A 19996-nucleotide genomic window follows, 5' to 3' on the forward strand; every position below is an offset into this window, starting at 1 on the left:
CGTTTGTGCCGGGGCAGGCAAGGGCAGCGTGATTTTTACCCCCTATTCGCGCACCCAATCATAGCGAAAATGCTCGCCATCGCGCTGCACATGGCCCGCGCTGGTGCCGCGGAAGTGGGCGGGAAAACACATGATCTGCTCGTCGGCGGCGCGGGCCATCACCTCCTGTCGCACGCGGCTGGCGGCGGCGGGGTCGGCGTCGAAGGCGAAGGGCAGGTCGAAGCGGATCATCTGGATCGGATGGTGGATCACGTCGCCCCAGAAGATCGCCGGAGCCCCGTCGGCCTGCGCGTTGACGATCACATTGCCCGGAGAATGGCCGAAGGCGGGTTCGAGCCAGACGCCGTTGCCGACCTCGCGGTGGGCGCAGAAATCGGCCTCCACCAGCTCGCCTTGCCCCGCCTCCATTACCGGCAGGATCGAATCCTGAAACGCCTCGAAGTGGACCGCCTCGCCTTCGGGATTGGCCTTGAAATAGTCGTAGTCCTTCTGCCCGAAGACATAGCGCGCGTTGCGGAAGGTCGGCACCCAGTGGCCACTTTCGAGCCGGGTGTTCCAGCCGATGTGGTCGAAGTGCAGGTGCGTGCACATGACCATGTCGATGTCCTCCGGCTGGAACCCAGCCCGCGCGAGGTTGCCGAGATAGTCGGTGTCGAGCTGGTGGACCGCTTCGATTGAGCGGTTCTTGTGATTGCCATCGCAGGCGTCGACAAGGATACGCTTGCCATCGAGCTCGATCACCCAGGAATGGACGCCGAAGGTCATCAGGCATTGTTCAGGATCGGGGTGGATTTCGCCCGGCGCATCGTACCAGCGGCGCATCCGGGTGATGTCCTCGGCGGTGACGCCGGGCAGGTTCATCAGCAGGGGCGTCGGGCTGTCCATCTCGTGGACCTTGTGCACGCGCATCCGGCCAAGCTCGATTGGCTTCATGGCAACTCTCTCTCCCGTTTTGCCCGCGAGGCTATCGTGTGGGGGCGAGCGGCGCTAGGGCTTTGCCATGCGTATCGTGTTCAGCCGCAAGGGGTTCGACAGCGCTTCGGGCGGCGGGCCGTCGCCGATTGTGGCGGGCAGGCCGGTCACACTGCCGATCCCGGCGGGCGCTGGACTTTCGCGCACCACCTATGGCGCGCTGGGGCTGGGCGACCATGCGGCGAAGGCCAGCCGGGGCCGTCTCGGGGCGGGAAGCCTGTGCCACCACGATCCGATGTTCCTCAATGGCGGAAAGGTGCTGCTCGGCCAGTGCGGCGCGGCGCAGACGCACCTTGCCAACCACGGTGTGAGGGCGGGCGATGTGTTCCTGTTCTTCGGCCTGTTCCGCGAGGAAGGTGGCAAGCCGCACCACCGCCTGTTCGGCTACCTGCGGGTGGACGAGGTGCTGCCGCTGGCGGCGATGGACCCGGCCCGCAAAGCCGAGCTTGCCGCCCTGGGCTTCCCCCACGCGCTGGCACTGCACGCCAGCAGTGGCAACGACACGCTCTATCGTGGGCGCGGCGGGCAGGCGTCGTATGCCAGCGATGCCCTGCGGCTGACCGAGCATGGCGCCTCGCCCACCAACTGGCGGGTGCCCGAATGGCTCGCCAAGGTGGGCTTGTCCTATCATCACAACCCGGCCCGCTGGACCGAGCCGGGGCGGCTCAAAAGCGTCGCGCGGGGGCAGGAGTTCGTCGCCGATGTGGGTGAGCGCGCTGATGCCCGCCGCTGGCTGGAGGCCATCGTGGCCGAGATGGAGATCTAGTCGCTGTTGAGGCAGTTGATCGCGTCGAGCACCCGCGCTTCGATCTCTGCGCGTTCGAGCCCCGGCGCGATCGGCTCGCCGAAATGCACGGTGATCGTGCCCGGCCGCTTCCAGGTGCGGTGGTACAGCGGCCCGGAATTGACCGCCACCGGCACCACCGGCAGCTTCAGCATCTTGTAAAGCGCGGCAAAGCCCGATTGCAGCGGCGCGCGCGTGCCGTGCGGAACGCGGGTGCCCTCGGGGAAGATCACGATCGGGCGGCCCTGCGCCAGCGCGGCCTTCGTTTCCTTCATCATGCTGCGCAGGGCGCTGGCCCCGGCGTCGCGGCGCACCTCGATAATGCCATAGATCCGCGCCGCATGGCCCCAGCCGGGGATCGCAAACAGCTCGGCCTTGGCGAGGCCCGCCGGGTGGTCGAAGATCACCGGCATCTCGATGGCCTCGGCAAAGGCCTCGTGCTTGATCGCATAGAAGGCCAGACCCTCGGGCCGCTGGCCGGTCTCGACCACGCGGATGCCGAGCAACGCCAGGCAGCGCCGGTGCCAGTGCCCCCAGCTGTCGCAGATCGCGCGCAGTCGCTTGGGCCGGTCGAGATAGCTCACCGCCACCGCAGCGAGCACGAAGAGCGCCGAACCGCCGTAAAAGGCGGCATAGAAGGCGATGTTGCGCAGATAGATCATCGGAACGGCGCTACCACGTAGGCGACGAGGAACTTGTTGTATTCGAGGAAGAAGGTCCACAGGCTCGCCTGCGAGCGGACCGCGTCGCGCACGATCACGATGCCCGGTGGCAGTTGCGCCGCCAGTTCCAGCGCGGCGCGGCGCATGTGCCAGTCCGCCGTCACCAGCACCAGCGAGCCATGCTTGTGCGTCGCCACCCAGTCCGCCGTTTCCAGCGCATTGCCGCGCGTATCGACCGCGATGTAGCCGAGCGTGATGCAGCACTCCATCAACTGCGGCTCGACCCGGTACTCGGCCTCGAACTCTTTTTCCTTCACCGAGGCATCGACCCCGGTGACGAGCATGCGTTCGACCGCGCCCGAGCGCAGCAAATCAAGCCCACGCGAAATCCGGCCGCCGCTGCCGGTCGGCACCACCACCGCATCGCCCTTCGCGGCGAGGTTTGGCTGCGGCAACACGCCCGCAAACCACACGAACCCGCCAAGCCAGGCGAGCAGGACAAAGGCCATCAAACGTCGAATCATCGCGCCTGCCTCATAGCTTGCGCCGCAAGGCTGTCAGCACCGTTGCACGGGCGGTGATCATGGCCAGAACCAGCGCGATCACCGGCACCGCCAGCAGCAGTCCCCAGTCGCCGAGCGACAGCCCCCCGCCAGCCACCAACCCGGAACCCAGCGCCGCAAACTGTGCGCCCAGCACCATCACCGCCGCCAGACCCAGCAGCAGCCCGGCAACCCCGCCGATGACCGCGTCGATGCCGACCGAGCGCTGAAAGATCGCGGCGATCTGTCCGTCGGTGCCGCCGAGGTGATGGATCACTTCAATCGTATCACGGTTGCTGCCGAGCGCCGTGCGCGCGGCCAGCCACACCGCCGCCGCCGCTGTCAGCGCCAGCAGCGCTACCAGACCCAGCGCCAGCAGCTTGAGGCTGCGCAGCGCGTCGAACACCGGCCCCAGCCAGTTGGCCTGCGCATCGATCTGCGCCGCCGGAGCGACCTTCGCCATTTCGGCGCGCAGAGAGCTCAGCATCTGTGCCGAAACCTCGCCATCGAGCTGCGCGTCGATCAGGCTCGGGGTGGCCATGGCATCGTCATCGACCGCGCCTGCGCCGAGCCACGGTTCGAGCAATTGCGACAGCTCCTCCTGCGGCACCTGGTGGACTTCGGTCACGCGCGGGTCGGTTTCGAGGAAGGCGAGCGCGGCCTGCGTCTGCCGGGCGCGCTCGGCCGGAGCGCCTTCGACCACCTGCACGGTGATCCCCCCGGCGATTTCGGAGCGGGCATTTTCGGCGACATTGTCGAGCGCCAGCGCGGCGGCGGCGGCGATAACGGTCAGCGCGACCATGATCGCGATCACCCAGGGCATCGGCCCGCCGATCCGCGCCTGCGGCAGCAGCCGCGCCGCTTCCCCCGGCATCAGCCGCCCAGCGCTCTCGAACAGCCGTCCCAGCATCAGCGGGGCATCCCTTCGCGGCGCGGCGGATAGCGCAGCGCACCGGTCGGATCGGACAGCCGCCCCTTGTCGAGCCGCATGATCAGCGAATCGGGCACCTTGCGCAGCAGGTGGACATCGTGGGTGGCCACCACCACCGTGGTGCCGAGCCGGTTCAGCGCCTCGAACAGGCGCAGCAGCTTCACCGCCATTTCCGGGTCGACGTTGCCGGTCGGTTCGTCGGCCACCAGCATTTCGGGCCGGGCGATCACCGCGCGGGCAATGGCGACGCGCTGCTGCTCTCCGCCCGAAAGCGTGGCGGGATGCGCATCGGCGCGCTGGTCGAGACCGACCCATTCGAGCATGTCGGCCACCGGCTTTGCAATTTCGCGCTCGCTCATCCCGGCGATGCGCAAGGGCAGGGCGATGTTGTCGAAGGCGTTAAGATGGGGGACGAGGCGGAAGTCCTGAAACACCACCCCGATCCGGCGGCGCACTTCAGGGAGGCGCTGGCGCGGCAGGGTGATCATGTCGTTGCCGAACATCCGCACCACCCCGCGCGAGGGCCGCTGTGCGCAATAGAGCAGCTTGAGCATCGAGGTTTTCCCCGCGCCGCTGGCCCCGGTCAGGAAGTAGAAGCTGCCGGGGTAGAGCGTGAACGAGACATCGGACAGCACCTCGCGGTCGGTGCCATAGCGTAGCCCGACGTTGTCGAATTCGACGATCGATCCCGCGCCCGTGCCCATGCCCGCTAGCTAGGGCACGAGGGCGCAAACGGGAAGGGCGATTGGCGTGAGTGGCGGGAGATTTTCGGCGGGCGCTTGTGGAAAAACGCAGCCACGGGGCGGCCTGCCCTTGCGCGCTGGCCACATCAAGCCAATGCGGTGTATGGAAAAGAATTCCATGCGAGTTAAAACAGTTTCATGATTATCCAGTGTCCTGCCTGCTCCACGCGCTATGCGGTGCCGGACGATGCCATCGGCATCGAAGGCCGCACCGTGCGCTGCGCGAAATGTCGGCAGAGCTGGTTCCAGGACGGGCCGGAAGTGCTGCTCGACGATGCCGCGGCAGCGCCGCCGTCCGCTCCTGAGGAGGCGGCAGATCCGGCTCCTGCGGCAGTCGAACCGCCAGCGGACCCTGAAACACCGCCTGTTCCCGCGCCTGCCTCCGAGGCCGAGCCGGCGCAGGCGCCCGTTGTGGCGGCTGTCTATGAGGACGAGCCGGGCTTCGTCGAAAAGCCCGCCGTGCGCACTGCCATGCCGCCGGCCGCGCCTGCGGGCTATGGCGCGGGCGAAAGCTCGCAATACGACCGCGAACCGCCGTTCCGCCGCCGCCGCAATCCGCTGCGGATGTGGAGCTGGGCTGCCGGTATCTTCGCGCTGGTGGCTGCCGGCCTGATCGTGGCGGTGAGTTTCTATGGCCTGCCCGAGTGGGTGCCGGTCAACCGGCCGACCTTCGCGATGTCGCCGCCGAACCTCCAGATCGATTTCCCGCCCGAACAGCAGGAACGGCGCGAACTGCCCAACGGCACCGAGTTTTTCGGCGCTTCGGGCACGATCACCAACATCGGCACGCAGGAGCAGGCCGTGCCCACGCTGCTGATCGTGCTGCGCGATGCGCGCGACCGGATCGTCTATTCGTGGGAAGTGCCGCCGCCCAAGCGCCAGCTCGCTCCGGGGGAGAGCCTGACCGTGAACGAGGCGGTGACCGATGTGCCGCGTTCGGCGCGTGTAGCAGAAATCGGCTGGAAGCCCGAATAGGTGCTTGCAGCGCATATCGGGCTTTGCTAGTGGCGCGCTCCTACCCGATGGGGCTTCGGCCCTTTCTTCCTGATGTGCGGTCGTGGCGGAACTGGTAGACGCGCAACGTTGAGGTCGTTGTGGGCGAAAGCCCGTGGAAGTTCGAGTCTTCTCGACCGCACCAGACAGTCCCTATCTTCTTGCTTCAAAGCGGGCCGAACCATAGCGGTGAAGCGCCCGGGCCGCTCCGCGGCGTCCGGGAAGGACGCGGTGCGGATGGCCGGGGTCGGCAGACTGCCGGAAGTTACGGGCGTTTCACTCATCCGAAATTCTTGTCGGCAAGCGCTGCTCTCCTTTCAATCTGATGCAGGCTGCTCGACCAGCTTGGCGGGGTCGAACAGCGGGTTCGGCTGGGCGCCACCGGGCCAACTGCGGAGATGGGCGGCGAAATCGGCCAGTCTCTTCCCGGACGGTTCGCCATCATAGAGCTGTACCCACTCCTCGCCGATCAGCCGGGCGAGTTTGGGCATTGAGCCGAGCGCGGGCACCAGCACCGGTCGAGACCTCGCGCGCCGGCCGACCCGGCCTGCCGGCAATACTCCCACTAATAGCTGCCACTGCGGCGCCCTGAGCGCTGCCTTCTCCTCGGTATTGGCCGCCAAACCGGCAGAAATCCGTCGTTTTATTGATGGAGTCAAAAAGGCTTTATTTTGATTTTGTCAAATGTATGCTGCGAGTCGCGCTGACCAAGGCCCGGCAGCGACGGGGCAACTACGAATAATCGAATCAGGGCCGGAAAAACTTGGGGGAGAATCCATGGCGTATCGCAATTCTGCGTTGGCCCGTGCGTGCCTGCTTGCCACCTGTGCAGCTGCAGGCCTGTCCGCACCGGCGCTCGGCCAGACGGCATCGGGCGGGGCAGCGGCAGACGGGGCCGCAAGCCAGCCGACCTTCGGCACGGCCATCGTCGTCACCGCCGAGCGGCGCGCGACCAACCTGCAGGACACACCACTTTCCATCGTCGCCGTGACCGAGGAATCGATCGAGGCAAAGGGTATCGAGAACCTGCAGGATCTCGCCACCTTCACGCCCAATCTCAACATCACCGGCGGGCGCGGTTCGGGCAATGCCAGCCCGCAGTTCTCGATCCGGGGCATCTCCGGCGGCGGGGGCGCGGCGGGCGAGCGCGGGGTCGGGCTCTATCTCGACGGGATCTACATCCCGCGCACCAACGGTTCGGTGCTGCGCGTGCTCGATATAGACCGGGTGGAGGTGCTGCGTGGTCCGCAGGGCACGCTGTTCGGCCGCAACTCGACCGGCGGCGCGATCCGCTATTTCACCAAGCGGCCCGAATTCGGCGAGACCAACGGCTATGTCCGCGCGACCGTGGCCAACATGGATCGCTCCGAGGTGGTGGCTGCGCTCAACCTGCCGATCGGCGACATGGCCGCGTTGCGGGTTCAGGGCGCGCGGCTGGTGCAGGGCGGCTGGGTCGAGCGCGGGACGCAGGATCTCGGGCGCACCAAGGACTATATCGGCCGGGTCGACCTGCGGGTCGAGCCGAGCCATGATCTGATGATCGACCTGGGCTTCGTCTATTCGGATTCCGAGGCCACCAGCTCGCCGCAGGTGTTCGAGGACTTCGACATGCGGCCCGGCATCGGCGAAGGTTTCTGGGAAGGCAACTATGCCGACTGGGTCGGCGATGCTCTCATTGCGGCCGGTCAGGAGCGGCTGGCGGCCTACAACGACCCGCGCATCGTGCGCGGCGATTTTACCGCGCCGAGCATCTGCCTGCTCGACGACTTCGATCCCGACTGGGACGAGGCCTGCGAGCAGTTCACCAACACCACCTTCGTGCAGGGCAGCGCCAACATTGCCTATGATCTGTCGGACAAGCTGACGATCACCAGCATCACGGGCATTTCCCACCTTGAGAACGAAAGCCGGGTCGACTGGCAGTTCCTCGGCACCGAGCAGCGCGACAATGCGCTCGAATCGTCGGTGTTCTATCAGGAGCTGCAACTCAACGCCGAGCTGTTCGCGGGCGCGGTCGACCTCGTGTTTGGCGGCAGCTACTTCCATGAGAAATCGTTCAGTGCCGCCGAGGTCAACACCCGGCGCGGCACCAGCGACACCCCGCGCGGCGGGCCCAACCGCAACGTGGGGCAGCCCAACGGCAATACCGATGCCGGCCTGTTCCACCGCGACGACATCGAGACCACGCAGAAGTCGGATTCGATTGGCCTGTTCGCCAGCGCCACCTGGCACATCACCGAAAGGCTCAACTTCACCGGCGGGCTGCGCTACGCCCATGACTACAAGGACTACGAGGAAACCGAGTATCCTTCGGCCGACTTCACGCCGGTCGCGGGCACCGATTCGACCACCGTCTGGAGCGACCACAGCTGGGACGAGGTCGACTGGCGCGGTTCGCTGGACTACCATCTGACCGATCACTGGATGTGGTACGCCACCGTGTCCAAGGCCTATAAGGCGGGCTCCTACAGCGGCGTCGGCATCGCTTCGGAGGTGGCGGGTGAACTGCAAAGCGGTGATTTCCTCCAGCCAATCGCGCCCGAACGGGTGGTGAGCTATGAAACCGGCATGCGGATCGAGGCCTTCGGCGGGCGCCTGCGCTTCAACCCGACCGCCTTCTATATGCAATGGTCGAACCGTCAGGCAGCGCGGCAGGTGCAATGCGCCGGTGAGCCGAACTGTCCCGATCCGCCAGGCTTCCGCATCGAGGTGTCCAACACCGGCGATGTCGATCTCTATGGTGTGGAGCTGGACGCGCAGGCCTATCTGACCGAGAACTTCTGGTTTGACGGCTCGTTCGGCTACACCGGCTACGATCTGAAGAACGAGGACGCGAACGGCGGGCCGAACCTCTATCCGGGGCCGCCGGAGATCAGCTTCAATGTCGGCGCGAACTATGCGGGCGACATCGGGCCGGGCAGGCTCTCGTTTAACGCGAACTATGCCTACACCGCCGACCAGCCGACGCACCCGACCGAAACCGGCGATTCGGCCTATCGTCTGCCGGCCATCGAACTGGTCAATGCGCGCATCCGATTCCAGCCGCACAATGCGCCGGTTTCGATCAGCCTGTTCGCGAACAACCTCTTCGACAACACCTATCCGACCTACGGCACCCGTTTCGGCGGCGGCTACTGGGATCGCGGCGGGCCTATTCCCTCGCTTCCCGCGGATGCCAAGCACGAACGCTCGGCGGTGTTCGTGGTGCGCGGGAAGCCGCGCGAAGTGGGGCTGACGCTGCAGTACGACTTCTGATCGCAGACTTGCCGGGGGCGCTCTCCCAAAGTTCTCAGCCCCCGGCAAACCAGCCATTATTGACTTTATCAAATAGGCATTTCACAAGGGTGCCGAGAGTTCAACGGGAGTGTCCTTTGATCCGCAATCAGCCCATCGCTGCCGTCCTTCTGGCCAGTGCGCTGGCTCTGGCCCCGGCCTTTTCTGCGCTCGCGCAGGAAGACGCTGCGCCCGTTCAGCCCGAAGTGACGCGCGAATATGTCCCGCTCTCGCCCGAGCGGCTGGAGGCCATGGTGCCCAAGCACCCCGGCTATCTCGGTGCGCTCGCCCCGGAAAACCTTGCGAAAGAGCGTCCCGCGCCGCCGTTCGACCTGACCGGCACCTGGTTCGTCGACCTGTCGGGCGGCTTTGCCCACTTCCTGTTCGGCCCGCCCTATCCGCGCTTCGGGCCTGAGGGGATCGAGGCGCTGATCGAGGCGCCCAAGGCGCAGGCCCGCAACGAGACTTATCGCGACGCCATCGGCCAGTGTTACCCGCCGGGCATGCCGATGATCATGACGCGCGTGTGGCCGCATGCCTTCATCCAGCTGCCCACCGCGATCTACATGATTTCCGGCTTCAACAACTCGGTCCGCACGATCTTCCTCGACGGGCGCAACTTCTCCGATCCCGATTTCGTGGTGCCCGGCTACAACGGCGAGAGCATCGGCCATTTCGAGGGCGATACGCTGGTGGTCCACACCAGGTATCTCGAACCGTCGAACCACTACATCGACCACGGCATTCCGATCTCCGATCAGTTCGAGATCATCGAACGCATCCGTATGCTCGAGGGCGGCACGGTGATGGAGGTCGAATACGAGCTGATCGACCCGCAGATGTGGGAGGGCGAGTGGAAGAGCACCAAGCGCTTCAACCGCGCGGACTACACCGACATCAACGAGAGCAACTGCATCCTCGCCTATAACGAAAACCTCCCCGGCACCGACCTCGGCAGCGAGGTCGCGGAGGAGCGGGGCCAAAGCGACATCGAAGGAACAGGTAATGACTGACAAGCTCACGCTGGCCGCCTGCGCCGGCGCAGCTCTGGCCGCAACGGCACTTGGTGCGCTGGCCCCACACTCTGCTCTGGCGCATCACAGCTTCGCCATGTTCGATCAGCGCAAGGTGATGACCATCGAAGGCACGGTGCACGAGTTCCAGTGGACCAACCCGCACGCCTTCATCGAGTTGGATGCCCGCAACGCGCAGGGGCGCACCACCCGCTATTCGATCGAGCTGAACAGCCCGAACAACCTCACCCGTCAGGGGTGGCGGCGCAACTCGCTGCGCCCCGGCGAAGTGATCAGCCTGCGCATGGCGCCGCTGCGCAACGGCAGCCCCGGCGGGCTGTTTCTCGATCTCACCAAGGCCGACGGCACCGTGCTCGATTCCGGCCTGCCGAAGAACGGCGCGGCCGTGAACGTGCCGCAGCTCTGATTCAAGGGAACCTCCGGTCATGAAAAAGTTCGCATTGCTTCTGCCGCTTGCCGCCCCCCTCCTCGCGCTGGGTGCGCTGGGTCCGGCGGCGATCCCGGCCAGCGCGCACCATTCCTATTCGATGTTCGACATGCAGAAGACCATCGTGCTCGACGCCACCGTCACCCAGTTCCGCTGGCAGAACCCGCATGCCTTCATCGCGGTCGAGGTCGACGAGGATGGCACCAAGCAGCGCTGGTCGATCGAGATGACCAGCCCCAACAATCTGGTCCAGAGCGGCTGGCGCCGCACCTCGCTGCGCACGGGCGACAAGATCCGGCTTTGGGTCCATCCGCTGCGCTCGGGCGCGCGCGGGGCGAGCTATATCGGCGTGCGCCTGCCCGATGGCAGCACGCTGGGAGACGTCGGCTGATGGCCATGAGGCCACGGCCTGGGGGAGAGACATACCAATGAACACCTGCCGCGCTGCCCTCGCAGCCTGCATCGCCCTGACACTGGTTCAACCGGCTTCCGCGCAGCTGGACGCTTCACCCGGTTCCCCTGTGCCCGAAGGGCTCAGCGAGGGGGAGGGCGCACCCTATCCCAAGGGCCACTATGCCGCGCTCGACCAGTTGCCCGACTGGGGCGGGATCTGGTTCATTCAGCGCCGCGCACCGGGCAGCGGGCCGCCGCCGCAGCCGGTGCTGAAGGGCAAGTATAACGAGGCACGCGAAGCCTGGCGCGCCGAGGTCGCCGCGAATGAGGGGGTCGAGCGGCTCGAACGCTCCAATTGTTCGCCGCCGGGTCTGCCGCGCATCATGCAGCTGCCGCAATACCCCTACGAGTTTCTGTTCACCCCTGGTCGCGTCACCATCAACCAGGAGGCCTGGATGCAGACCCGCACGATCTGGACCGACGGGCGCGGGCATCCCGAAGATCCCGATCCCACCTTTCACGGCCATTCGATCGGGCACTGGGAGGATGGTGCGCTGGTGGTCGATACTATCGGCATTTCCGACCTGCTCGAAGTGGGCGATGGCGGCCGCCATTCGGACCAGTTCCATCTTACCGAGCGGATCTATCTCTCGCCCGATAACCCGGACCTGCTGATCAACGAGATGCGGATGGAAGACCCGGAGGCCTTTGCCGAGCCGTTCGAGGTCACGCTCAGCTATCGGCGCGACCGCAATGGCACGCTGATCGAGTTCCAGTGCTCTGAGAACGACCGCAACCCGGTCGATGAGAACGGGAACACGCTTTATCTCTAGGCGCTCGCCTTGCGGGTGCGGTGGACATTGCGTCGCAGCATTGGCTGATCTAGCCTTTGTCCGATGACACAAGTGACAGCACCATCCGTCGGCATCTCGGAATCGGCGGAGCTTTCCTCCACAGAGGACCACCGCGACGAGAGCGGGCGCTTTGCGATCATGCGCGAGCTGACCTCGATGCGCATGATCAAGCTTTACAGCCTGCTGCGGCGTTCGGGCATGCTCGCGCGGCGGCGCCAGTTCGGCATGAACGAAACCGACTGGTGGATTCTGGCGCAGGTCGGTGAGTTTGCGCCGCTCTCGCTTAACGGTCTGGCCGAGCGGCTGGGGCAGGATCGCGGGCAGCTCAGCCGCGCGGTGAAAAGCCTTGTCCAGCGCGGCCTGCTCCGGCGCGATCGCAAGCCCGGCGGGCCCGAGATCGAGATTGCCCTCGCGCCCGAGGGACAGCGGATTTACCGCGATATGATCGAACTCGTGATCGAGCGTGACCGCGAGCTGACCGAGGGTTTCGCGCCCGAGTCCATTGAGGTGCTGCGCGGGCTGGTTGAAGAGATGATCGTCCGCGCCGAAGCGATGCTGGCGGAAGAAAAGCGGCTGGCGGCGCTCGATGCCGAGCGCGCCGACGGCTAGAGCGGGATGACTTAGCATTGATTAGCCAAAGCCCTTCCCCTTGGGGAAGGGTTGGGATGGGGGTTCCACGCGAGCGCCTAGCCCCACCCCCAGCCCCTCCCCAAGGGGAGGGGAGCAAGGTGGGCCCTAAACCGGCAGCCCCACGTAGTTTTCGGCGATGCTGGTCTGCGCCGCGCGGCTGGTGGCGATGTAGTCCAGCTCGGCCACCTGCATCGCGCGTTCGAACGGGCCATCCTCGGGGAAGCGGTGCATCAGCTTGGTCAGCGTCCAGCTGAACCGCTCGGACTTCCACACCCGCGCCAGCGCCGTATCCGAATAGGCGACGATGCCCTCGTTGCTGGACTTGTTGAAGAAGCCGGTGAGTGCGGCGGCGGCATAGTGCACGTCGCTGGCCGCGAGGTTCAGGCCCTTGGCCCCGGTCGGCGGCACGATATGCGCGCTGTCGCCGCACAGCAGCAGCGAGCCGTGGCGCATCGGCGCAAAGACGAAGGACCGCAGCGGGGCGATGCTCTTCTCGATTGCCGGGCCGCGGGTGATATGGGCGGCGGCGTCAGGGCCGAGGCGGATCGCCAGCTCGTCCCACAGCCGGTCGTCGCTCCAATCCTCGACCTTGTCGGTCAGCGGCACGTCGACATAGTAGCGGCTGCGCGTGTTCGACCGCATCGAGGCGAGGGCGAAGCCGCGTTCGTGGTTGGCGTAGATCAGCTCGTGGTTGCACGGCGGAACATCGGCGAGAATGCCGAGCCAGCCGAACGGATAGACCCGCTCGAACTCCTGCCCGACGCTGGCGGGAATGGCCTTGCGGCTGGGGCCGTGGAAGCCGTCGCACCCGGCGATGAAGCGGGCGTCGATCCGGTGCTGGGTGCCGTCGCTGGTGTAGGTGACATAGGGCGCGTCGCTCTCGACATCGTGCAGCGCGACATCGGCGGCCTCGTAGATCACTTCGAGGTCGCGTTCGGGGGCGGCGTCCATCAGGTCGCGGGTCAGTTCGGTCTGGCCGTAGACCATCACCCGGTTGCCGACGAGGTCCGCCATGTCGATGTGGATCAGCCGTTCGCCGTCAGCGAGGTTGACCCCGTCGTGCCACAGCCCCTCGGCCTTCATCCGCGCGTCGAGCCCGAGCCGCTCCATCAGCGAAACCGTGATCGTCTCCAGCACGCCCGCACGGATGCGACCGAGCACATAGTCGGGAGTCTGGCGTTCGAGCACCACGCAGTCGACGCCCTCGGCGCGCAGCAGGTGGCCGAGCAGCAGACCGGCGGGACCGGCACCGATGATGCAGACTTGCGTTTTCATGATCGAGGGCATCCTGTTTTTGCGTTCTTTCCTGTCTGACTAGGCTGGCGGGATAAAGAGCCAAGGCCAGATCCAGCAAACAACTTGGACTTTTCGCCGAAACTGGCGCAGGGTGGCGCTTGTGAACGCGCAGCTGCCGCCCCCTTTCTTCCTTTATGGCGAGCCGCCGCGCGCGGCTGATCCCGATTTTCTGCATGTCGAGGATCTGGCCGTGCGCTCGCGCCCCAGCGGCTGGCGCATTGCCACACACCGGCACGCCGATCTCAACCACCTGATCCTGATCACCGAGGGCGGCGGCGCGACGCTTTACGAAGGACAGGAACAGAGCTTCACCGCGCCGAGTCTGCTGGTGGTGCCCGCCGGGACGGTGCACGGCTTCTCGTGGGCGCGCGGGACGCAAGGGCGAGTGCTCACTATCGCCACGGTGCAGCTCGAACAGGTGCTGAGCCTGTGGCCCGAGGGCGCGCCACTGTTTGCCGCTCCGCGTGCCGTGGCGTTGGAGCCCGCAGAAAGCGCCGAGCTGGCCTCCACCGTCGCCCAGATCGCGCGCGAATGCACCTGGCACGCACTTGGACAAACTGCCGCCGTGCAGGCGCTGCTACAACTGGCGCTGGTGCGCGCCGCGCGCGCTGCCGAGCGCAGCGGCGCGGCTTCGGAGGCTTCCGGCAGGCAGGTGCGGCTGGTGGCACGTTTCCGCCAGCTGGTGGAGGAGCGTTATCGCCAGCGCGAGCCGGTGGCCGCCTACGCCCGCGCACTGGGCGTGAGCGAGACGGCGCTGCGCGATGCCTGCGCCGCGCAAGGCCTCTCGCCCACGCAGATTCGTGACGAACGCGCCGTGCTTGAAGCGCAGCGGCTGCTCGCCTTCTCGGCGGTGAGCGTGGCCGAGATCGGCGCCAGCATCGGTCTTGCCGACCCGGCCTATTTCTCGCGCTTCTTCCGCCGCCTGTGCGGAGTCTCGCCCGGGCAATGGCGCGCCCGCCTCGCGCGGCGCAAGCCCGGCTAGCCCCGCCAGCAGAATTGCTTGGGGGAAGCGGCCATGCGGCTTGCTTGAATTGCCTGCGGGCTGGACCTAGGTCGGGCAGCAGGAAAAGGGATTCGAACAGACATGGCCACCCACACCACCCGTATGCTCATCATCGGTTCCGGCCCGGCCGGCTATTCCGCCGCGATCTATGGCGCGCGCGCGGGGATGCAGCCGATCGTGGTGCAGGGGCTCCAGCCCGGCGGGCAGCTCACCATCACCACCGATGTCGAGAACTATCCCGGCTTTGCCGACGTGATCCAGGGCCCCTGGCTGATGGAGCAGATGCAGAAACAGGCCGAGCATGTCGGCACCCGCATGATGTGGGACACCATCGTCGAGGTCGACCTCGAAAATGGTTCGCCGTTCCGCGCCGTGGGCGACAGCGGTGACGAATATGTCGGCGACGTGCTGGTGATCGCCACCGGCGCGCAGGCCAAGTGGCTGGGCGTTCCGGGCGAGCAGGAACTGGGCGGCAAGGGCGTTTCGGCCTGCGCCACCTGCGACGGGTTCTTCTATCGCGGCAAGAAGGTGGCCGTGATCGGCGGCGGCAACACGGCGGTGGAAGAGGCGCTCTACCTCACCAACCACTCCGACGACGTGACGCTGATCCACCGCCGCGACGAACTGCGCAGTGAGAAGATCCTGCAGGATCGCCTGTTTGCATCCGACAAGATCACGCCCTTGTGGAACAAGGCGGTCGAGAGCTTCGAGGCGGGCGAGGATGGCAAGCTGCATCACCTTAACCTCGTCGACACCGTGACAGGCGAGAAATCGACGCTGGAGGTTGACGGGGCCTTCGTCGCCATCGGCCATGCGCCCTCGACCGAGCTGTTCAAGGGCAAGCTGGAGACCGACGCGGGCGGCTATCTCGTCACCGAGCCGGGTACGCCGAAGACCGCCATCCCCGGCGTCTTCGCGGCGGGCGACGTGATGGACCACACCTATCGTCAGGCGGTGACGGCGGCGGGCACCGGCTGCATGGCCGCGCTCGATGCCGAGCGGTTCCTCGCCACGCTGGAACATGCCGCCAAGGAAGCGCAGGCGGCGGAATAGGCGAAAGCCTGTCAAAGCCCTTCCCCTTGGGGAAGGGTTGGGATGGGGGGCCACACGCCAGCCAGCGTCGAGCCCCCACCCCCGGCCCCTCCCCAAGGGGAGGGGAGCAAGAGGGATCAGACTAACGGCATCCCGCTCTAATCGTGGTCCTTGCGCCCGAAGTCGGGGCGGGCGTCGTCCTGCCCGATGGCGACGATCCCGCGCCGGATCGCGCGGGTGCGGGTGAACCAGTCGAACATGGTCTCGCCGTCCTCGGCACGGATCGCCTCGCGCATCAGGGCGAGGTCGGTCAGGAACCGGTCGAGCATCTCCAGCACCGCCTCGCGGTTGTTCAGGAACACGTCGCGCCACATGGTCGGGTCGGAGGCGGCGATGCGGGTGAAATCGCGGAAGCCACCGGCGGAGAACTTGATCACCTCGCTGCGGGTCACCTGCTCAAGGTCGCTCGCGGTGCCGACGATGGTGTAGGCGATGAGGTGCGGGATGTGGCTGGTGACGGCGAGCACGCGGTCGTGATGGCCTGCATCCATCGTCTCGACCAGCGCGCCCAAATCCTCCCAGAAGGTGACCAGTGCGGCGACCTTCGCGGGATCGGCACCCTCGGGCGGGGTGACGATGCACCAGCGGCGGTGGAACAGCGAGGCAAAGCCCGCATCCGGCCCCGATTCCTCGGTCCCGGCCACCGGGTGTGCGGGGATCACGTGATGATGCGGCAAGGCTTCGCTCAGCGCGCTGTAGGTCGATTCCTTGGACGAGCCGACATCGCTGACGATGGTATCCTCGCCCAGGGCCGGGGCGATCGCGCGCGCGGCCTCGCCCATTGCGCCCACCGGCACGCACAGGATCACCAGATCGGCCTTTTCGACCGCTTCCACCGGCCTATCGGCGACGACTGCGGTCAGCCCCCGCTCCCGCGCCCTCGCACGCACATCGGGGTCGGCGTCGTAGCCAGCGGTGGCGACGCCCGGCAGGTGTTTCTGCACCGCCAGACCGATCGATCCGCCAAGCAGGCCGAGACCGATAATCGCGACGCGTTCGATGGTCATTGCGAGCCCTCTGCCGCCGTGTGCGCTGCCGCCCGCAGCGCTGCCGCAATCGCCTGCATCTGGTCGGCGGTGCCGATGGTGATGCGCAGCGCCTGCGGCAGGCCCTGTCCCGGCAGGTGGCGCACGATAAAGCCCGCCTCGTCGATAGCGGCCATGGCATCGGTGGCGGTGAGCGCGCCCTCGAACAGCACCAGCACGAAGTTGGCCTCGCTCGGCACCACGCGCAGGCCCGCGTTGCCGAGCGCCGTCAGCTCATCGCAGAAAGCAGCGCGCACGGCGGTGTTGTGCTCGCGCGTGGCAATGACAAAGGCCTGATCGTCAAGCGCGGCCAGCGTCACCGCCTGGGCGACGGAATTGACGTTGAACGGACCGCGCAGGCGGTTGAGCGCGCCGATGATTTCCGGCGCGCCATAGCCCCAGCCGACCCGCTCGCCCGCGAGGCCATAGACCTTGGCGAAGGTGCGCGTGACCAGCACGTTGGCCGCGCGGGTGGCCAGCTCGATGCCGCCATCGTCGTTTTCGGGCGCGACATATTCGGCATAGGCCTGATCGAGCACCAGCAGCACATGCGGCGGCAGGCCTGCGTGCAGGCGTGCCAGTTCCTCGCGGGTCAGATAAGTGCCGGTCGGATTGTTGGGGTTGGCGAGGAACACCACCCTGGTGCGCGGGGTGACCGTGGCGAGCAGCGCATCGATATCGGTGCCGTAGTCGGCATCTGGGGCTTCGACCGGTTCCGCCCCGCAGCGCCTTGCGGCGATTTCATACAGCGTGAAGCCGTAGCGCACGTAGAGCACCTCGTCGCCCGGCCCGGCAAAGGCGCTGGCGGCGATGGTCAGCAGCTCGCCCGAGCCGGTGCCGCAGACGATGCGCGCGGGGTCGATCCCGTGCAGTTCGCCCAGCTTCGTGCGCAGCGCGGTGCTGTCGGGGTCGGGATAGACCGACGGCGCCGGCGCGGTGGCGCGCGCGGCGAGCGCCGCCGGGCTGGTGCCGAGCGGGTTCTCATTGGCCGAGAGCTTGATGCGCGGCTTGCCATCCGCCCCGCCGGACTTGCCGGGAACATAGGCGTGAATGGCGGCGATATTCGGCTTCATCTGCGGCCGATCGGGGGTAGCTTCCTGAGTCACGCCACGGCGCATAGCCGCAGCGGGCGGCGAATGACAGCCAGTGATTGGCCGCACCCGATTGACAGCGGCGGGGCGCTTCGACAGGGATCGGGGCACGATGGCCACTTTGTCTGATCTGACTCTCAACCGGCTGGCGCTGTCCGCTCCGCTTCCGCTCGATAGCGGGCGCGACCTGCCGGGCGTCGAACTCGCTTACGAGACCTATGGCGAACTGGCGGCGGACAAGAGCAATGCCATCCTGCTGTTTCACGCGCTGACGATGGATCAGTTCGTGGCGAGCGAAAACCCGCTGACGGGCAAGCCGGGCTGGTGGCAGGCTTCGGTCGGGCCGGGCAAGGTGATCGACACCGACCGCTTCTTCGTGATTTGCGCCAATGTGATCGGCGGCTGCATGGGCTCGACCGGGCCTTCGAGCATCGGGCCCGAAGGCAAGCCCTGGGGCATGGAGTTCCCGGTCATCACCATCCGCGACATGGTCCGCGCACAGGTGGCCATGCTCGACCAGCTCGGGATCGGACGGCTGCACGCGGTGGTCGGCGGGTCGATGGGCGGGATGCAGGCGCTGAGCTTTGCCGCCAATTATCCGGACCGGGCCGGGCGCGTGCTGGCGATTGCCACCACCGCGCGGCATTCGGCGCAGAACATCGCCTTTCACGAGGTCGGGCGGCAGGCGATCATGGCCGATCCCGAGTGGCAGGGCGGTGCTTACTACGAAGGCGGCAAGGGCCCGGAGAAGGGCCTCTCCGTGGCGCGCATGGCCGCGCATATCACCTATCTCTCCGAAGCGGGGCTGACCGAGAAGTTCGGCCGCCGCCTGCAGGATCGCGACAGCAAGACCTTCGGGTTCGATGCCGATTTCCAGATCGAGAGCTATCTGCGCTATCAGGGGCTGAGCTTCACCAATCGGTTCGACGCCAACTCCTACCTCTACATCACCCGCGCGATGGACTATTTCGACCTCGCCGAGGAGCACGGCGGGATGCTGGCGGATGCCTTCCGCCAGAGCGACGCGCGCTTCTGCCTGATCAGTTTCGACACCGACTGGCTCTATACCACCTCTGATATGCGTGAGGTGGTCCACGCGCTGAACGCGGTGGCGGCGCCGGTGAGTTTCGTCGAGCTGTCCGCGCCGTTCGGGCACGACAGCTTCCTGCTCGACGTGCCCGCGCTTGACCGGGTGATGAAGGGGTTTCTCGAATGACCGCGCTGCCCGAAGGCTATGAGCTGACCGCCGATCAGAGCCGGATCGACGCGAAGGCCGCGCATGCCTATCTGGCGCGGTCGTACTGGTCGCCGGGTGTGGCGCTGGACCTGATCGAGCGGGCGCTGGCCAACAGCCTGTGCGTGGCGGTGTTCCATGACGGCGAGCAGATCGCCTTCGCCCGCGTGATCAGCGACAAGGCGACCTTCGCCTGGCTGGCTGATGTCCATGTGCTGGAAGAGCATCGCGGCAAGGGCATTTCGAAAGCGATGGTCGCGGCCTTGCTGGCGCACCCTGAGTTGCAGGGCCTGCGCCGCTGGGCATTGAGTACGCTCGACGCGCACGAGCTTTATCGCGGCTTCGGCTGGGACACGCCCGCCTATCCCGAACGGCTGATGGAGCGGATGGCACCCGGTGCCCATGCTCCGCCGGTGGTGCAGGCATGACCCTGCGCGCCGACCTCGCCAAGATCGCCGAGCTGGTTCCGGCCGGTGTGCGCGTGCTCGACGTGGGCTGCGGCGATGGCGAGCTGATGGCTGAACTGCGCGATGCCAAGGGCGTCGACGCGCGCGGGATGGAGATCGACGCCGCCGAAGTCGAGAAGGCTGTCGCGCGCGGGCTCAGCGTGGTGCAGGGCGATGCCAACCGCGACCTTGCCGACTACCCCGATCAGGCTTTCGATGTCGCGATTCTCAGCCAGACCTTGCAAACTGCCGAGCGGCCCGACTGGTTGCTCGAACAGCTTTTGCGGGTGGGCAAGGTGGCCTTCGTCAGCTTTCCCAACTTCGCCTATTGGCGGATGCGGTTGAGTCTATTGTGGACCGGCAGGATGCCCAATTCGCGGCACTTGCCGGCGAACTGGTACGAGACTGCGAACATCCACCACACCACCATTTTCGACTTTCTGGAGCTGGCCGGTGAGCGTGGAATTCGCGTGGAGGGCAGCTGGTTCTTTGCCGCCGGGCGCGAGATCGGCGGCGCGAATGCCAACTGGCGCGCCGAACATGCGGTGTTTCAACTGAGCCGTTAGCCAAG

The 19996-nt window shown here is 66.5% G+C and carries 22 protein-coding genes and 1 tRNA gene; 14 read left to right on the forward strand and 9 right to left on the reverse strand.

Annotation, left to right across the window (positions count from 1 at the left end):
• Positions 1 to 42: 42 nt before the first annotated feature.
• The gene (locus D2V17_RS14025; protein WP_119593433.1) at positions 43 to 933 is read right to left on the reverse strand and encodes an MBL fold metallo-hydrolase; all 891 of its coding nucleotides are present in this window, start codon (positions 931 to 933) and stop codon (positions 43 to 45) included.
• Between the two features lie 67 nt (positions 934 to 1000).
• Between D2V17_RS14025 and D2V17_RS14030 the strand changes: the two genes are divergently transcribed.
• The gene (locus D2V17_RS14030) at positions 1001 to 1738 is read left to right on the forward strand and encodes an Nmad3 family putative nucleotide modification protein (protein ID WP_119593434.1); all 738 of its coding nucleotides are present in this window, start codon (positions 1001 to 1003) and stop codon (positions 1736 to 1738) included.
• On the opposite strand, the gene D2V17_RS14035 is transcribed toward D2V17_RS14030, so the two are convergent.
• From D2V17_RS14035 to ftsE, 4 genes are read right to left on the reverse strand one after another with little or no spacing between them, the layout of a single operon-like run.
• A complete protein-coding gene (locus tag D2V17_RS14035; protein ID WP_119593435.1) occupies positions 1735 to 2418 on the reverse strand; it encodes a lysophospholipid acyltransferase family protein in 684 nt (227 codons plus the stop codon). The two genes, D2V17_RS14030 and D2V17_RS14035, sit on opposite strands and share 4 nt — an antisense overlap.
• Positions 2415 to 2942 carry a YdcF family protein gene (locus tag D2V17_RS14040; RefSeq protein WP_119593436.1) on the reverse strand — a complete coding sequence of 176 codons (528 nt, stop codon included), beginning with the start codon at positions 2940 to 2942 and terminating at the stop codon, positions 2415 to 2417. The genes D2V17_RS14035 and D2V17_RS14040 overlap by 4 nt, the downstream gene beginning before the upstream one ends.
• A gap of 10 nt (positions 2943 to 2952) precedes the next feature.
• Positions 2953 to 3870: a cell division protein FtsX gene (locus D2V17_RS14045; protein ID WP_119593437.1), complete on the reverse strand. Its 918-nt coding sequence runs from the start codon at positions 3868 to 3870 to the stop codon at positions 2953 to 2955.
• On the reverse strand, positions 3870 to 4595 hold the full coding sequence (gene ftsE / locus D2V17_RS14050; RefSeq protein ID WP_119593438.1) for a cell division ATP-binding protein FtsE: 726 nt from the start codon (positions 4593 to 4595) through the stop codon (positions 3870 to 3872). Before ftsE ends, D2V17_RS14045 begins: the two co-directional genes overlap by 1 nt.
• Positions 4596 to 4772: 177 nt before the next feature.
• Here ftsE and D2V17_RS14055 point away from each other — a divergent pair, with 177 nt between their 5' ends.
• Positions 4773 to 5609, forward strand: coding sequence for an MJ0042-type zinc finger domain-containing protein (locus D2V17_RS14055; protein ID WP_119593439.1), 837 nt, complete (start codon positions 4773 to 4775; stop codon positions 5607 to 5609).
• Positions 5610 to 5685: 76 nt separating this feature from the next.
• Positions 5686 to 5772 (forward strand) — tRNA-Leu (locus D2V17_RS14060).
• 172 nt (positions 5773 to 5944) lie between these two features.
• On the opposite strand, the gene D2V17_RS21005 is transcribed toward D2V17_RS14060, so the two are convergent.
• Positions 5945 to 6250 carry a hypothetical protein gene (locus D2V17_RS21005; RefSeq protein ID WP_147367413.1) on the reverse strand — a complete coding sequence of 102 codons (306 nt, stop codon included), beginning with the start codon at positions 6248 to 6250 and terminating at the stop codon, positions 5945 to 5947.
• Positions 6251 to 6404: 154 nt separating this feature from the next.
• Here D2V17_RS21005 and D2V17_RS14070 point away from each other — a divergent pair, with 154 nt between their 5' ends.
• The 6 genes from D2V17_RS14070 to D2V17_RS14095 all read left to right on the forward strand — a co-directional run bounded on the left by D2V17_RS14070 (position 6405) and on the right by D2V17_RS14095 (position 12217).
• A complete protein-coding gene (locus tag D2V17_RS14070; RefSeq protein WP_191229195.1) occupies positions 6405 to 8882 on the forward strand; it encodes a TonB-dependent receptor in 2478 nt (825 codons plus the stop codon).
• A 116-nt stretch (positions 8883 to 8998) separates the two neighbouring features.
• Entirely contained in the window at positions 8999 to 9913 is a 915-nt protein-coding gene (locus D2V17_RS14075) for a hypothetical protein (protein WP_119593442.1), read from the forward strand.
• The gene (locus D2V17_RS14080) at positions 9906 to 10340 is read left to right on the forward strand and encodes a DUF6152 family protein (RefSeq protein ID WP_119593443.1); all 435 of its coding nucleotides are present in this window, start codon (positions 9906 to 9908) and stop codon (positions 10338 to 10340) included. Before D2V17_RS14075 ends, D2V17_RS14080 begins: the two co-directional genes overlap by 8 nt.
• A gap of 19 nt (positions 10341 to 10359) precedes the next feature.
• On the forward strand, positions 10360 to 10752 hold the full coding sequence (locus tag D2V17_RS14085; protein WP_119593444.1) for a DUF6152 family protein: 393 nt from the start codon (positions 10360 to 10362) through the stop codon (positions 10750 to 10752).
• 37 nt (positions 10753 to 10789) lie between these two features.
• Entirely contained in the window at positions 10790 to 11587 is a 798-nt protein-coding gene (locus tag D2V17_RS14090; protein WP_119593445.1) for a hypothetical protein, read from the forward strand.
• 63 nt (positions 11588 to 11650) lie between these two features.
• Positions 11651 to 12217 (forward strand): MarR family winged helix-turn-helix transcriptional regulator, encoded by a 567-nt coding sequence (locus D2V17_RS14095; protein WP_119593446.1) that lies wholly within the window; start codon positions 11651 to 11653, stop codon positions 12215 to 12217.
• 126 nt (positions 12218 to 12343) lie between these two features.
• Here the strand turns inward: D2V17_RS14095 and pobA are convergent, their stop codons facing one another.
• A complete protein-coding gene (gene pobA, locus D2V17_RS14100; RefSeq protein ID WP_119593530.1) occupies positions 12344 to 13513 on the reverse strand; it encodes a 4-hydroxybenzoate 3-monooxygenase in 1170 nt (389 codons plus the stop codon).
• Between the two features lie 121 nt (positions 13514 to 13634).
• Between pobA and D2V17_RS14105 the strand changes: the two genes are divergently transcribed.
• Positions 13635 to 14516 (forward strand): helix-turn-helix domain-containing protein, encoded by an 882-nt coding sequence (locus D2V17_RS14105; RefSeq protein WP_119593531.1) that lies wholly within the window; start codon positions 13635 to 13637, stop codon positions 14514 to 14516.
• Positions 14517 to 14618: 102 nt separating this feature from the next.
• Entirely contained in the window at positions 14619 to 15590 is a 972-nt protein-coding gene (gene trxB, locus D2V17_RS14110; protein ID WP_119593447.1) for a thioredoxin-disulfide reductase, read from the forward strand.
• A gap of 137 nt (positions 15591 to 15727) precedes the next feature.
• On the opposite strand, the gene D2V17_RS14115 is transcribed toward trxB, so the two are convergent.
• Together D2V17_RS14115 and hisC are read right to left on the reverse strand one after the other, a co-directional pair.
• On the reverse strand, positions 15728 to 16636 hold the full coding sequence (locus D2V17_RS14115) for a prephenate/arogenate dehydrogenase family protein (protein WP_119593448.1): 909 nt from the start codon (positions 16634 to 16636) through the stop codon (positions 15728 to 15730).
• Entirely contained in the window at positions 16633 to 17727 is a 1095-nt protein-coding gene (hisC, locus tag D2V17_RS14120) for a histidinol-phosphate transaminase (RefSeq protein WP_245978733.1), read from the reverse strand. Before hisC ends, D2V17_RS14115 begins: the two co-directional genes overlap by 4 nt.
• A gap of 130 nt (positions 17728 to 17857) precedes the next feature.
• Between hisC and metX the strand changes: the two genes are divergently transcribed.
• From metX to metW, 3 genes are read left to right on the forward strand one after another with little or no spacing between them, the layout of a single operon-like run.
• On the forward strand, positions 17858 to 18961 hold the full coding sequence (gene metX / locus D2V17_RS14125) for a homoserine O-acetyltransferase MetX (protein ID WP_119593450.1): 1104 nt from the start codon (positions 17858 to 17860) through the stop codon (positions 18959 to 18961).
• A complete protein-coding gene (locus D2V17_RS14130) occupies positions 18958 to 19407 on the forward strand; it encodes a GNAT family N-acetyltransferase (protein WP_119593451.1) in 450 nt (149 codons plus the stop codon). Before metX ends, D2V17_RS14130 begins: the two co-directional genes overlap by 4 nt.
• Entirely contained in the window at positions 19404 to 19991 is a 588-nt protein-coding gene (gene metW, locus D2V17_RS14135) for a methionine biosynthesis protein MetW (protein WP_119593452.1), read from the forward strand. Before D2V17_RS14130 ends, metW begins: the two co-directional genes overlap by 4 nt.
• The last annotated feature ends 5 nt before the right edge of the window (positions 19992 to 19996 follow it).

This window comes from Aurantiacibacter xanthus (assembly GCF_003584015.1).
In the GTDB taxonomy this organism is placed as follows: domain Bacteria; phylum Pseudomonadota; class Alphaproteobacteria; order Sphingomonadales; family Sphingomonadaceae; genus Alteraurantiacibacter; species Alteraurantiacibacter xanthus.

Coding starts and splice junctions, on each gene's coding strand:
- D2V17_RS14040 (WP_119593436.1), bottom strand. CDS start 2,942: ATGATTCGACGTTTGATGGCCTTTGTCCTGCTCGCCTGGCTTGGCGGG.
- D2V17_RS14055 (WP_119593439.1), top strand. CDS start 4,773: ATGATTATCCAGTGTCCTGCCTGCTCCACGCGCTATGCGGTGCCGGAC.
- D2V17_RS14045 (WP_119593437.1), bottom strand. CDS start 3,870: ATGCTGGGACGGCTGTTCGAGAGCGCTGGGCGGCTGATGCCGGGGGAA.
- metX (WP_119593450.1), top strand. CDS start 17,858: ATGGCCACTTTGTCTGATCTGACTCTCAACCGGCTGGCGCTGTCCGCT.
- D2V17_RS14070 (WP_191229195.1), top strand. CDS start 6,405: ATGGCGTATCGCAATTCTGCGTTGGCCCGTGCGTGCCTGCTTGCCACC.
- hisC (WP_245978733.1), bottom strand. CDS start 17,727: ATGAAGCCGAATATCGCCGCCATTCACGCCTATGTTCCCGGCAAGTCC.
- trxB (WP_119593447.1), top strand. CDS start 14,619: ATGGCCACCCACACCACCCGTATGCTCATCATCGGTTCCGGCCCGGCC.
- D2V17_RS14030 (WP_119593434.1), top strand. CDS start 1,001: ATGCGTATCGTGTTCAGCCGCAAGGGGTTCGACAGCGCTTCGGGCGGC.
- D2V17_RS14115 (WP_119593448.1), bottom strand. CDS start 16,636: ATGACCATCGAACGCGTCGCGATTATCGGTCTCGGCCTGCTTGGCGGA.
- ftsE (WP_119593438.1), bottom strand. CDS start 4,595: ATGGGCACGGGCGCGGGATCGATCGTCGAATTCGACAACGTCGGGCTA.
- D2V17_RS14085 (WP_119593444.1), top strand. CDS start 10,360: ATGAAAAAGTTCGCATTGCTTCTGCCGCTTGCCGCCCCCCTCCTCGCG.
- D2V17_RS14130 (WP_119593451.1), top strand. CDS start 18,958: ATGACCGCGCTGCCCGAAGGCTATGAGCTGACCGCCGATCAGAGCCGG.
- D2V17_RS14080 (WP_119593443.1), top strand. CDS start 9,906: ATGACTGACAAGCTCACGCTGGCCGCCTGCGCCGGCGCAGCTCTGGCC.
- pobA (WP_119593530.1), bottom strand. CDS start 13,513: ATGAAAACGCAAGTCTGCATCATCGGTGCCGGTCCCGCCGGTCTGCTG.
- D2V17_RS14095 (WP_119593446.1), top strand. CDS start 11,651: ATGACACAAGTGACAGCACCATCCGTCGGCATCTCGGAATCGGCGGAG.
- D2V17_RS14035 (WP_119593435.1), bottom strand. CDS start 2,418: ATGATCTATCTGCGCAACATCGCCTTCTATGCCGCCTTTTACGGCGGT.
- D2V17_RS14025 (WP_119593433.1), bottom strand. CDS start 933: ATGAAGCCAATCGAGCTTGGCCGGATGCGCGTGCACAAGGTCCACGAG.
- D2V17_RS14090 (WP_119593445.1), top strand. CDS start 10,790: ATGAACACCTGCCGCGCTGCCCTCGCAGCCTGCATCGCCCTGACACTG.
- metW (WP_119593452.1), top strand. CDS start 19,404: ATGACCCTGCGCGCCGACCTCGCCAAGATCGCCGAGCTGGTTCCGGCC.